Here is a 12,542-nt window from a genome sequence, read left to right as displayed (position 1 = left end):
CGGTTCAAAAACAAGCCCCCCCTTCAGCTCTGCCTCGCCCGGATATCCAGCAGCTCCTTCATCACATGCCCCAGCTTCCCGCTCCACTCCGCCGTGCCAAAGGCATCGTGCAGCGTGCGGTACAGCGCATACAGCTCGGCATACACCGCCTGGTTTTCCGGGATGGGGTAATACACCTTCTCACGCGTGGCCGTCACCTTCGCCTGCAGCGCGCCCACTTCGTCCACGCCAGCGGCGGCGGCGCCGAAGATCGCCGCGCCCAGCGCGCAGGTCTGCTCGCTCTGGCTCACCTTCATCGGCTTCCCGATGATGTCCGCGTAGCACTGCATCAGCGTCGCGTTCTTGATGGACAGGCCGCCCGTGTTGATCACCTCCTCCACCTTCACGCCGTATTCCTCCACGCGCTTGATGATCGTCAGCGCGCCAAAGGCCGTCGCCTCAATGTACGCGCGGTAGATCTCATGCGCCTCCGTGTGCAGCGTCTGGCCCAGCAGCAGGCCCGTCAGACGCACATCCACCAGGATCGTGCGGTTGCCGTTGTTCCAGTCCAGCGCCAGCAGGCCCGTAGCCCCGGGCTTCCTGCCCGCCATGGCCTTCTCCATGTTCACAAACTTTTCTCCCACCGTCGCGCCATAGCTGTCTGGCACCAGGTGATTCACAAACCACAGGAAGATGTCCCCCACCGCGCTCTGCCCCGCCTCGATCCCGTAATAGCCCGGCAGCACCGATCCATTCACAATGCCGCACACGCCGGGCACATCCGCCAGCGGCTTGCTCGTCGGCGCGATCATGAGGTCGCACGTACTCGTGCCGAGAATCTTCACCAGCGTCCCCTCCTTGATCCCCGCGCCCACCGCACCCATGTGCGCGTCAAAAGCGCCCACACTCACGGCGATGCCTTCCTTCAGCCCCAGCCTCTTGGCCCACTCCGCACACAGATCTCCCGCCTTTACATCCGCCGAGTGCGCCGTGGAGTACAGCCGGTCGCGCAGGTCCGCCAGCGCCGGGTCCAGCTTCGCCAGAAATTCCTTGTCCGGCAGCCCGCCCCACTCGGCGCTGTACATCGCCTTGTGCCCCGCGCTGCACACCCCGCGCTTCAGCGTCAGCGGGTCCGTGTTCCCCGTCAGCACCGCAGGGATCCAGTCGCAGTGCTCCACAAAACTGTACGCCGCCGCAAACACCGCCGGGTCCGCACGGCGCAGGCGCAGGATCTTGCTCCACCACCACTCGCTGGAGTAGATGCCCCCGCATTTGGCAATGATGTTGGGCCGCATCTCATGCGCCAGCTTGGTAATCTCTGCCGCCTCCGCGTAGCCCGTGTGGTCCTTCCACAGCCACACCATCGCGTTCAGGTTGTTCTTAAACTCCGGCAGCAGCCCCAGTGGCGTGCCTTCCTTGTTCACCGGGATCGGCGTGCTCCCCGTCGTGTCGATGCCGATGCCCACCACCTGCGCCGCATCAAAGCCCGCCACCTTCTCCCGCGCCTGCTGCAAAGCACCCCGCGTCACCGTCTCCAGCCCGTCCAGATAGTCCTGCGGATTCTGCCGCGCCACATGCGGGTTCTTCGCATCCAGCAGGATGCCCATTTCCCCGCTCGGATAATTGAAAACCATGGAGCCCACCTCCGCACCGTTGTCGAGGTCGATGAGCAAAGAGCGGCAGGAGTTCGTGCCGTAGTCGATTCCGAGGGAGTAGCGCTTCATGGGTTGGGGAAAATAGGGGGCTGGTTGCCGATCTTGTAGCGGGTTCATCCCGCAGTGCGAGCCAAAACCGGACAAGCTTTGTGACCGCCACGTGCCTTTTCTTGATCCCGCCGAGCCCCCCCTTCGTCTCCTACGCAGCCGGGTGCAGCACTCCGTGAATCGTGCGCAGCAGCGTCGCGGCATTGTACGGCTTGAGCAGCACATGCTCCACGCCCAGCGCGCTCAACTGCTCCAGATGCTCCTTCTCCGCCACGCCGGTCGATCCGATCACCAGCACCTTCGTGCTCAGCTTCCGCAGTGTTCTCACAAACAGCACGCCATCCATCACCGGCATCATCACATCCGTGAGCACCACCGCGATTTCCTTCATGTTGTTGGAGAAGATCTCGATCGCCTCGATTCCATCGCCGGCCAGCAGCACGTGGTAGCCGTTGGCCTCCAGCACCGAGCGTGCCGCACTCGTGATCGCGGGCTCATCATCCACCACCAGCACCAGCTCTCCCTGGCCGGCTGGCGGCGCCGCGGCACCTTCTGCATCCGCGCCCCCCTCCTGCTCCACGGCAGCCGGGAGATAGACGTGGAAGGTTGTCCCCGCTCCGGGCTTGCTCTCCACCTTCAGAATGCCGCCGTGGCTTTTGACGATGCCGTGCACGGTCGAGAGGCCAAGGCCTGTCCCCTTGCCCACTCCTTTGGTGGTGAAAAACGGGTCAAAGATCCGCTCCAGAATTTCCGGGGGAATGCCGGTGCCGGTATCGGCCACCTTGATCAGGACATAGGCTCCGGGGGAGACCTCCGGCACCATGCTCGCGTAGCTGACGTCGATGTCGAGATTGGCCGCGCTCAGCATCAGCCTGCCACCATTCGGCATGGCGTCGCGTGCATTCACGCACAGATTCAGCAGCACCTGGTGCATTTGAGTCGCGTCTCCCAGCACCAGCCGCAGGGTGGGCTCCATCTCGGTTTCGACCCGGATGTTTTTGGGAAAGGTGCTGCGGATCATCTGTTCGATCTCGTGGATCAGCTGCCCCACCATCAGCGGCTGCTTTTCCCCTTCGTATCCACGCCCAAAGGTGAGCACCTGCTTGATGATCTGCGCGCCGCGCTGCGCGCTCATTTCAATGGTGTCGCACAGGCTCGCACGCTTGTCTTCAGGCAGCCCCATGCGCAGGACCGCCACGGACATCATGATGGGGGTGAGGATGTTGTTCAGATCATGCGCCACGCCGCTGGCGAGAGTGCCGATGCTCTCCATGCGCTGCGCCCGGAGGAACTGTTTCTCCAGCTTCTTGCGTGCGGTGATGTCATGAAATGTCCACACACGTCCGTAGTACGTGCCGTCCCGCCCCCGCACCGGCGCTGAGTACCGCTCCAGGATGGTGCCGTCCACCAGTTCGATCACATCGCTGCTGGACTCGTCAGGGTTGGCGTTCAGGTGCGCCGTTTTCTGCACAAAGTACTCCGGCTCCTTCACCCGCCCCAGCACATATTGAAACTGCGGCGCGTCATCAGGATCATCGGCGATGTACGGCGGAATTTTCCACAGCTCGTTCATCCGCCGGTTCTGCAGCAGCTTTCTGCCCGTGCTGTCCAGCACCAGAATGCCGTCGATGGCGGAATGCACCTGCGCCTCAAAGAAGGCCGTGCGCCAGCGCAGCTCCTGCTCCGCCTGCCGTCGCCGGACCTCGCTCTCCCCCACCTCGAGGGCAAAACTGATGTCCATGGCCAGCTCGTCCAGCAGCAGCATTTCTTCCTCGTTGAAAAACGCGGCCACATCTGAGCAGAGCGTGAAGACTCCCTGCACCTTCCCGCCGGTCTTCAGCGGAAAGCTGGCAGACGAGCGGTAGCCGCGCTTCAGCATCTCGTCACGCCACGGCCCCACGCAGGCATCCCGGTCGATGTCATTGCAGACCGAATGCTCCCCGGAGGTGAAACACCTCCCCGTGGGCCCGCTGCTTCGTTCCTGGTCACTCAGGTCGATGTTGATCCGGTCCAGACACCCATCCACGGCGCCGGCCGCGGCCACAGGTTTCACCGTGTTCGCGGCGCTGTCGTGCAGGCCCACCCACGCCATGCGGAAGCCCCCCGTCTCCACCGCGATCTGGCAGGCCTTGGTCAGCATCACCTGCGGGTCCTTCTCATGCACGATGGCTTTGTTGATCGCGCTCAGCACTGCGTAGATCCGGTTCAACTGCCGGATCCTCAGCTCCGCCTGCTTCTGCTCGGTGATGTCCTGCGTCGTCCCGAGGATTTTACCAGTCCTCCCGCCTTCGTCCATGAGGATCCGGCAGCGCACCAGCATGGCACGCTCCACGCCGTCCGGGCGGATGATCCGGTGCTCAAACTGCCGTGCAAAATCCGGGTCGGTGGCCGCGACTCCGCCCGCCACCTCGCCCGCGACGATCCCGGCATCCTCAGGATGCACAAACCGGCGGATGTACTCCTCCGGCGGCAGGGAGCGGCTGCCCTCCTTCTCGGAAGACGTTCCCATCATCTGGAAGAGATATTCCTCCGCGGTCACGATGTTTTTCACCACGTCAAACTCCCAGTGCGCCAGCTTCGCCACCTCCATCGCCTGCATCAGCTGCACCTGCTTGTGCCGCAGGATCTCCTCCGCCTCCTTCTGGGCCGTGATGTCCAGCTCGATCCCGTCCCACAGCACATGCCCGTTGGCCGCGCGGCGTGGGGCGGAGCTGAAGAGCCTCCAGCGCACCGCCCCGGAGGGCAGGCGCATCCGCACCTCCGCCATGAAAGGCTGCATGCCGGCCAGCGCGGCGGCCTCCCGCGCCACCACCAGCGCCCGGTCCTCCCCGGCCACCTGCTGGTAAACCAGCTGCGCATCCTTCAGCACCTCCCCGGCCTTCACTTCATGCAGCTTTTCCACCCCGGCGCTGACGTAGGTAAAGCGCCTCTCCTGCCCCTCTCTCCCCATGTCCAGCTGGTACATCATGCCTCCCGGCAGGTTGTCTCCCAGGCTGCGGATGCGCGTCTCACTCTCCCGCAGCGCCTCGTCCGCCTGCTTCTGCGCCGTGATGTCCCGCGCGATCTTTGACGCCCCCGTCACCTTCCCCTCGCCATCCCTCAGCGGCGAAATCGTCGCCGAGATAAAAATCCTCCGTCCGTCTTTGCAGACGCGCACAGTTTCAAAATGCTTCACCGTCTCACCACCCAAGATCCTGGTCAGAATCTCCTCCTCTTCCTGCCGCAGCTCAGGCGGGAAAAGGATCAGCAGCGTCTGCCCGATCGCCTCCTCCGCCGTGTAGCCAAAAATCTGCTCTGCGCCATGGTTCCAGCTCGTGATCATTCCATCCAGCGTCTTGCCAATGATCGCGTCCTCGGAGCATTCCACAATGGCCGCCAGCTCCGCCTGCTTGCGCTGCAGCTCCTTGCGCTCAGTCACATCCACCACCGATGAGATCACGCATTTCTTCCCCTCTAGCTCGATGGGTTCCGCGTTCACATTCACCGCCTTGCGGCTGCCATCCCGCATGATGGCATTCATCTCCATGTCACGCAGGGAGCCGCCGGCATACAGCGGCCTGAACTTCTGGCTGCGTTCAGCCGGGTTCTCCCAGATGCCCAGCTCAAGCGAGCTATGACCAATCACCTCCTGCGGGGGGAAGCCGATGATCCGGCAGTAGCTGTCATTGACTTCAATGAACCGCCCCGTCTCGAGTTCCGTGATGGCGACTCCGCTCGGATTGGATTTGAATGCCTTGGAAAACTTCTCCGCATTCTCCTGCATTTGCTTCAGCTCCCGACGCCGGACGGACATGTTGACGCCCAGCATCGTCGCAAACGAAACCGCCAGGACCATCACCACTGCCACAGTCCAGTACAAATGGCTGATGCTGCGGCGGATTGAATTAGAGAAACGGATGCTGTTGGCGTGGTTGTATTTGATCAGGTCCTCGGCCGCCTCCACCGCCGGCAGAAAGGCCGGAAGCAGCTCGCTCCCGAGAAAAGCGGCGCTCCCCGCCCGGTCGCCGGCTGAAATCAGCTTCTCATAAGCTTGCCGCTTCGCGAAAAAAAACTCGGCCCGCACTCTCACCTGCTCCACCAGCGCCCGGTCTTCATTTGGATTCAGCTTGATGGTGGCTTGATAGTTCTTGAGTTCTTCCGCAAAGGCGAGGTCCGCCTCATTCACATTTTTCAGGTTTCTTTCGCGGGCCTCGCCTGTCTGCGCCGAGGCCGCCACCAGCACCTGTCTCATGCTGCGGGAGATGGCCATCCGCATGGCATGCGCGTGGATGGTGCCGGGCACCGCATCCTGGGAGATGAGGTTGCTGTCGTTCTCCACCTGCCGGCCGCTGAAGTAGGCCATCGCTGACAGACCCGCCAGAAGCCCCAGGATCGCGATGCTCGCCAGCCGTATCTGCAGGGAGGCGTTGAGGGGTCGGTTCCTGGGGGGGCGTTTCATCAGTGTGCGGTGGCAGCTGATGGCCTGAGCTGCATCTCACCGCCACCGTCCACCATGGGTTGGTATATATGATTAGTTCCTATAAATATCCGGCCGTCCCCACTCCATCATCAAATAAATGCGAGCTTAAATTGTTCTCCGTTAATCCTCTGCCTGTTCTTCGGAAAGAACGGCACGTGGTATTGCACATGGGCGGAAAGACCCCGCCCCACCCCTCGTTTACCACCCCACTTATGACCAACCGCCTGCTTTCCCTCGTCACTTTCGTTTCTCTCACCGCCGCCCTCCATGCAGAGGACGCCTTCGTCCCCCTCTTTGACGGCAAAACCCTCGCCGGCTGGGAGCAGCACAGCGGCAAGGCCGAGTACCGCGTGGAAAATGGAGCGATCATCGGCAAGACGGTGCCAGACACCGGCAACTCCTTCCTCTGCACGGCCAAAAAATACTCCAATTTCATCCTGGAGGTGGAGTTCAAGGTCGATCCTTCCATGAACTCCGGCATCCAGTTCCGCAGCAACTACTACACCGCGGAGACCGAGGTGGAGATCGCTGGAAAGAAGAGGAAATTCCCCGCTGACCGCGTCTTCGGCTACCAGTTCGAGATCGACCCCAGCGCCCGCGCCTTCAGCGGCGGCGTCTATGACGAAGGCCGCCGCGGCTGGCTCTTTGACCTGAAGAACAACGAGGCCGCCCGCAAAGCCTTCAAGCAGGGCGAGTGGAACACGGCCCGCATCGAGTGCCGCGGCAGCAGCATCAAGACCTTCCTCAATGGCGTCCCGGCCGCGGACTTCACGGATGACATGACCGCGGAGGGAGTCATCGCCCTGCAGGTGCACGGCATCGGCAAAAAGAAGGAGGCCGTGGGCAAAGAGGTGATGTGGAGAAACATCCGCATCCAGGAACTCAAGTAGAATCATCTTTCGAGTTCGTCTGGGAAACGAGTTGGAAAATTCGCTTCCCTCCGCCACACTGACCCCATCTTCATGAAAACCAACCCTACTCTGCTTTTCATCTCCTCCCTTCTCCTTTCCACAAGCCTGCTGCGGGCCGAGATCAAGGAAACCCCTGTCGAATACAAGTCCGGCGGCGTGGTCTGCGAAGGACTCCATGTCGTCGATACCGCCAAAACCGGCAGGCTCCCGTCCATCCTGATCGTCCACCAGTGGACCGGCCTCAGCGACAACGAGAAGATGCGCGCGCACATGCTCGCGGAGCTCGGCTACAACGTCTTCGCCGCCGACATCTACGGCAAAGGCATCCGCCCGCAGCCTCCCGAGGCAGGCAAGGAGGCCGGCAAATACAAGGCGAACCGCAAGCTGTACCGCGAGCGCCTGCTCTCCGCGCTTGAGGTGCTGAACAAGGACCCGCACACAGATGTCTCCAAGGTGGCCGCCATCGGCTACTGCTTTGGCGGCACCGGCGTCATCGAGCTGGCCCGCAGCGGCGCGCTGATCAAGGGCGTGGTCAGCTTCCATGGCGGCCTGGACTCTCCCACCCCCGCCGACGGCAAAAACATCAAGGGCAAGATCCTCATTCTCCACGGTGCTGACGACCCCTTCGTTCCGGCCAAGGACATCGCCGCCTTTGAGCAGGAAATGAAGGACGCCAAGGTGGACTACAAGCTGGTGAGCTACCCCGGCGCGGTGCACAGCTTCACCCAGAAGGCCGCGGGCAATGACAACAGCAAGGGCGCCGCCTACAACGAAGCCGCTGACAAGGCCTCCTGGGAGGAGATGAAGGCGTTCTTCAACCGCATTTTCAAAACGGAGGGCTGAGCAGCGCGCGCGCCTCCATCCCCGAACACCTCCCCATGAAGCGATTTCTGCTGCTGCAAGCCACACTGGCCTTCGCCGTGCTTTCGGCAGCGGAGGAGCCCACCAATTTCATCCGCTTTGTGGAGGAGGATGATGGCGACAGCCTCCAGACCGCCGTGGTCAGCTACGAATCTCCGCAGAAGGTCAAAGTGGACCTCGTGGGCGCCATCCACATCGCCGACAAGGCGTATTTTGACGCCCTGAACCTGCGCTTCAAAGGCTATGACGCCGTGCTCTATGAGCTCGTCGGCCCTTCCTTTGAGGATCGGGACAAGCCCGAGGTCAAGAAGGAGGCGGAGAAGCTGCAGTGGGTGGGCCAGCTCCAGACCATGATGCGTGACACGCTCAAGCTGCACGGCCAGCTCGAAGGCATCGACTACAAGGCAAAGAACTTCGTGCATGCGGACATGGACATGTCGCAGTTCACCCAGACTCAGACGAAGAAGCAGGAGAGCTTTCTCACCCTCTACCTGAAGGCCGCCCAGGCGCAGAAGGAGGCCAATGAAAAGAACGGCGTCAATTCCGATGCCGCCGGCCTCGTCATGCTGCTCAAGATTCTGACCATGAAGGACAACAGCACGGAGCTCAAGCGCATGATCGCCCAGGAGTTCGACGCCGTGGAGGACATCATGGCCGGCATGGAATCCGGCGACGGCACCGTCCTCGTGGGCGAGCGCAACAAAGTCGCGCTGCAGGTGATGGACAAAGAGATCGCCGCCGGCAAAAAGCACCTGGCCATCTTCTACGGCGCCGCCCACCTCGGAGACATGGAGTCCCGCCTTCTCAAAAAAGGCTTCAAGCGCACGAAAGTGGAATGGCTGAAAGCCTGGGACCTTCCGCATCCGAAGAAGTAATGCCAAGCGCAGCGGCGAAGCCGCCTCCAAAGTACTCATCTCGCTCCGCCGAGATGAGCCCAGCGCCCCCGCCAGTACGCACCCCCTCCCGCAGTCCTCAAACCTCTTCAGGCTGCGCAAGCCCATCTTTCCCGCGAAGCGAGAGGACGACTTTCCCTTGCCCTCCAACTCGCGCTCGCGCTGCGGATACCGAGGTCGCATCGCGGAGCGATGACAGCCTCTGCGGAGCCGTGTCGCAGGCGTGCTGGCATCACTCCGTGATGCGCCCCTCGCTGGCTTAGACGTGGGTTCGTATCTCGAGGGGTGTCGCTTCGCTCAACCCCTCGCTACATGCTGGCATCGCTCCGCGATAGCTTGATAGCTTTTGTCACCTGACATCCAGATCCGTATTAGATGGCGCGTGGCAGGCCTTACTTCTTCGCGCCAGCCGCTTCCTGACGGAGCTGCTCCAGACGGGAGAGAACCTTCGGCGCAGGCGCGGCGGCCGGCTTCGGCGCCTCCTTCGGCTTGTTGGCGGCCACCACCGGAGTCGTCGGCGGCGTCACCACCTTGCGCGGTGCGTCGATGCGCAGGATGGAACCCAGGGCGACGCGGTGGATCGTGGTGGCATTCGTGCCCTTCACAGGCACATCCACGCGCACAAACAGATTCGCCTGCTTGCCGATGGGCGACTTGTCATTCGTCTTCACCTTGAAGGCCACTTCCTTCGTGTCCTTGGTGATCTTGGCCGGCTCGATCGGAATGGTGTCAGGCACGCCAAGCACCTGCGCAGTGGCCTCGCCTTCAAACGGCTGCAACTGCTCCAGCTTGGCCACCATCACAGCTTCCTTCCCCTGCTCCACCGCCACCAGGGGAATGGCCGGCGCAGTGATGTAGGCGGGGGCCGTGACCACCGCCGTGAAGGGAGAAGCATTGTAGATGCGGCCGCCGCCGGCATCGGCCTCGCCCATGACCGTGAAGTTCCAGGAGCCGGCAGGCGTGCCCGCGTTGGCATCCAGTTGGAAGACGCACTCGTTCTGGCCTTCAGGAATGGTCTGCTCACCGAGGGAGCTGACACCGTTCGGCTTCCAGATCATGAACACGCGGATCGGAGCCTTGAAGCCCTCCTTGCGCTTCGAGACCACCTTCAGCTCCAGAATGCCGTTGTTCACCAGCGGCACGGCGGGCTTGACGATCTCCAGCGAGTAGGGCGCCTCCTCCACGACGGCCACCGGCAGGCGGTCTTCGATCTGGGTGTAATAGACCACGTTGCCGTTGCGCACGATGTCGAATTCCTGGCGCAGCTTGCCGCGGGTCTTGATGCTGGCATCCACCGACTCGAGATTGATCGGCACCACCTGGTGGCCCAGAGGCGCATTCGGGGCGGCTTCAAACAACAGCGGCACGCTGCCGAGGTCCTTCGGCGCCAGCTCGGTGAGCAGCTTCACTCCCTGCGGCATGTTCTGCACCGCAAATTTGAAATCGCCGGAGACGTTGTTGCGGGAGATGTTCACCAGCGTGGCGTAACGCCCGCCTTTCGGCACGGCAATGAACTGGCGGTAGTTGTTGTCGTTCACCGTGTACTGCGGCGAGGCAAAGTAGAGATCCGGCTCCGCGGCGATGAGTTCCAGACGATACACAAAGTTCGGGCCGCCGCGTTCCAGGTGGTCCGCCACACGCACGAAGTAGTCGCCGTCGGCGGGAATGTTGACCTTGAACTTGCTGTCGAGACGACGGCGGCCGCCGCCGTCATCGTTGCCGCCCATGCCGCCGCCCTTGGCATTGTAGATGTTCACCACGCTGTCCAGCGGCGAGCCGATGCTCTGCGCAAAGCCCTGCACCTCCAGCGTCATGCCCTTTTTCAGCGGCACCTTGAAGTAGTCCACGTCTCCGGGTTTTTCGATGATGCCGTTCAGCGCGATCGGCGCGCCAGCGGCCGCGGTGGCCGTGGCCTGGTCTTCATTGGGCTCCACTTCCAGTGCATTGTCATAATTCACCAGGCGGAAAGGATTGCCGGAGGGCGCGGGCTCCTGGGACTTCGAGAAGAGCATGAAGTCGGGGTCGATTTCCGCGGGGAGCTGCACCTCTTCTTCAAAGGAGCCGTCACGTTCGATCAGACGCACCTTGGTCTTGGAGCCGATCTTGCCACCGGCGGGGAACACCACGTCCGGACGGCGGAAGCTGCCCACGTGCAGGCGGTAATAGGAATTCCCACCGCCGCGGTAGGAGGATTCGCGGATCATGACCGTGTAGTCGCCGTCTTCTTCCGCCACGTAGGAGCAGTAGCCGTCCTGACGGTGCAGGATGGTGTCGTCTGAGATCACCTTTTCAAAGCGGTCCTTGTCGATGATCGCCAGGAAGGGGTCAAACACGGTGTAGCCCAGACGCAGGCCGTCCACTTCCACAGACAGGCGCTGGCCTTTTTTCAGGCTGACGCGGTAGTAGTCCACGTCCTCATTTTGCACCACGCCTTCGATGGTTTGATTGAGCTGGATGACCTGCGGGGTCTCGAAGTCGCTGTTCGGCTCCTTCTCCTCCACATTCGGGAAGATGCCCACAAAGAACTGCCGGGCGTGGGAGACACCGGTCTTCGTACGGATGCGCATCAGGTGGTTCCCCGGTGGCACATCCGGAGCGATGCCGATGGTGAGCTGCACCTTGTTTGGCTCCACCTTGTCCACGCTCTTCTGCGTGAAGCCGGGGGAGAAGAAGATGAGGCTTTCAAAGTCGGCAAGCTGTGTCCCCGTGACGGTGAGCTTCACCTCGGTCCCACGCTGGGCGCCGTTTGGCACGGTCGTGGTAAAGGTGGGGTACGCTGCAAACGCATGGGTGGCACACGCCGCGGTAATGAGGAGCAAATGACGGAGGTAGGACATGACAATGTTTAGGGGTCGGTAGGCATACGCCCCAGAAAGTCAAAAAATTACGAACTCTGTGAAGTTCCTGGCTCCATCCGCCTCGCCAGCCTCAGGCAGTACAGCAGCGGCAGCGCCCCGAAAAGCCCGAACGAGCAGTCGATCAGCCGCCAGTACAGCGGGATGCCGCGCACCTCCCCGCAGATCAGCGCCAGGGGAAAAATCGCCGCGCAGGCCAGCAGCCCCACCTTCAGCACCCAGGCGTTTCCCACCGGCTCCCGCCACGGTCCCGCAATGAAAAACACCGCGATGGTGAGATGCCCAAACGCCAGCCAGTCCGTGCCATAGGCCACAAAGGGAAACTGCGCCTGCGTCACCTCCAGCCCATGCCACACATAGCCCAGCCAGTACTTCAGCCCGGCCTGCTGCGCGTAGGCCGCATGGTCCTCGATCCCAAACCACGCCGCCATCAGCCGCAGCTCATGCAGCAGCGGAAACGCCGTGAGCCCGCTCAGGATCAGGCAGATGATGAAAAAACCCAGGACAAGACGGTAGCGGCGTTGGAGGGAGCTCATGTGGGGTGGGTGCTTCTTCGGCCTGCTCGTTTAGGGCTCACGCAGGGGCTGTTTTTTCGCAAAGGCCTCGTGGTGCTTTCGCAATGATTCACGGCCGTTGTCACCGCTCAGCTCCACGGCTTTGGCCGACCATTTCAGGGCGGCGTCAAAGTCACCTTTTTCCGCGTAAGCCGCCGCCAGGGTGTCAATGATCGCCGCATCCTCCCAGTTGGTAAATTCACAGGCCTGGGTTGCGATCTCCACCGCCCGAACTCCATTGCGCACCCGGTCTTCCGGACAGGTCGCCAGCAGCCAGGCCAGGCTGTTGGCCACCGCGGCATCATCCGTCCATTTCATGTTGGTTGT

8 protein-coding genes are annotated in these 12,542 nt (G+C 62.1%); 3 read left to right on the top strand and 5 right to left on the bottom strand.

Going from position 1 to position 12,542, the window contains the following annotated elements; all coding sequences use genetic code 11:
* Positions 1-23 precede the first annotated feature (23 nt).
* Together ACILSQ_RS15565 and ACILSQ_RS15560 are read right to left on the bottom strand one after the other, a co-directional pair.
* A complete protein-coding gene (locus ACILSQ_RS15565; protein ID WP_395744573.1) occupies positions 24-1,703 on the bottom strand; it encodes a ribulokinase in 1,680 nt (559 codons plus the stop codon).
* Between the two features lie 130 nt (positions 1,704-1,833).
* Positions 1,834-6,120 carry a PAS domain S-box protein gene (locus tag ACILSQ_RS15560; protein ID WP_395744572.1) on the bottom strand — a complete coding sequence of 1,429 codons (4,287 nt, stop codon included), beginning with the start codon at positions 6,118-6,120 and terminating at the stop codon, positions 1,834-1,836.
* Between the two features lie 233 nt (positions 6,121-6,353).
* Here ACILSQ_RS15560 and ACILSQ_RS15555 point away from each other — a divergent pair, with 233 nt between their 5' ends.
* The 3 genes from ACILSQ_RS15555 to ACILSQ_RS15545 all read left to right on the top strand — a co-directional run bounded on the left by ACILSQ_RS15555 (position 6,354) and on the right by ACILSQ_RS15545 (position 8,788).
* A complete protein-coding gene (locus ACILSQ_RS15555) occupies positions 6,354-7,031 on the top strand; it encodes a DUF1080 domain-containing protein (protein WP_395744571.1) in 678 nt (225 codons plus the stop codon).
* Between the two features lie 72 nt (positions 7,032-7,103).
* Complete coding sequence (locus tag ACILSQ_RS15550) at positions 7,104-7,895, top strand: dienelactone hydrolase family protein (RefSeq protein WP_395744570.1); 792 nt, start codon at positions 7,104-7,106, stop codon at positions 7,893-7,895.
* Positions 7,896-7,930: 35 nt separating this feature from the next.
* Entirely contained in the window at positions 7,931-8,788 is an 858-nt protein-coding gene (locus ACILSQ_RS15545; RefSeq protein ID WP_395744569.1) for a hypothetical protein, read from the top strand.
* Between the two features lie 410 nt (positions 8,789-9,198).
* On the opposite strand, the gene ACILSQ_RS15540 is transcribed toward ACILSQ_RS15545, so the two are convergent.
* Genes ACILSQ_RS15540 through ACILSQ_RS15530 form a run of 3 tightly spaced genes read right to left on the bottom strand, consistent with a single transcriptional unit; the run spans position 9,199 to position 12,533 of the window.
* A complete protein-coding gene (locus ACILSQ_RS15540; RefSeq protein WP_395744568.1) occupies positions 9,199-11,643 on the bottom strand; it encodes a PPC domain-containing protein in 2,445 nt (814 codons plus the stop codon).
* 47 nt (positions 11,644-11,690) lie between these two features.
* Positions 11,691-12,197: a hypothetical protein gene (locus tag ACILSQ_RS15535; RefSeq protein ID WP_395744567.1), complete on the bottom strand. Its 507-nt coding sequence runs from the start codon at positions 12,195-12,197 to the stop codon at positions 11,691-11,693.
* Between the two features lie 30 nt (positions 12,198-12,227).
* A complete protein-coding gene (locus tag ACILSQ_RS15530; RefSeq protein ID WP_395744566.1) occupies positions 12,228-12,533 on the bottom strand; it encodes a hypothetical protein in 306 nt (101 codons plus the stop codon).
* Between the last annotated feature and the right edge of the window lie 9 nt (positions 12,534-12,542).

The sequence above is a fragment of the Prosthecobacter sp. genome, from assembly GCF_044227185.1.
Classification (GTDB): domain Bacteria; phylum Verrucomicrobiota; class Verrucomicrobiia; order Verrucomicrobiales; family Verrucomicrobiaceae; genus Prosthecobacter.
The sequence above is the reverse complement of the archived record's forward strand: the minus strand, read 5'-3'. Positions and strand labels throughout refer to the sequence as shown.

Coding starts and splice junctions, on each gene's coding strand:
- ACILSQ_RS15565 (WP_395744573.1), bottom strand. CDS start 1,703: ATGAAGCGCTACTCCCTCGGAATCGACTACGGCACGAACTCCTGCCGC.
- ACILSQ_RS15560 (WP_395744572.1), bottom strand. CDS start 6,120: ATGAAACGCCCCCCCAGGAACCGACCCCTCAACGCCTCCCTGCAGATA.
- ACILSQ_RS15555 (WP_395744571.1), top strand. CDS start 6,354: ATGACCAACCGCCTGCTTTCCCTCGTCACTTTCGTTTCTCTCACCGCC.
- ACILSQ_RS15550 (WP_395744570.1), top strand. CDS start 7,104: ATGAAAACCAACCCTACTCTGCTTTTCATCTCCTCCCTTCTCCTTTCC.
- ACILSQ_RS15545 (WP_395744569.1), top strand. CDS start 7,931: ATGAAGCGATTTCTGCTGCTGCAAGCCACACTGGCCTTCGCCGTGCTT.
- ACILSQ_RS15540 (WP_395744568.1), bottom strand. CDS start 11,643: ATGTCCTACCTCCGTCATTTGCTCCTCATTACCGCGGCGTGTGCCACC.
- ACILSQ_RS15535 (WP_395744567.1), bottom strand. CDS start 12,197: ATGAGCTCCCTCCAACGCCGCTACCGTCTTGTCCTGGGTTTTTTCATC.
- ACILSQ_RS15530 (WP_395744566.1), bottom strand. CDS start 12,533: ATGAAATGGACGGATGATGCCGCGGTGGCCAACAGCCTGGCCTGGCTG.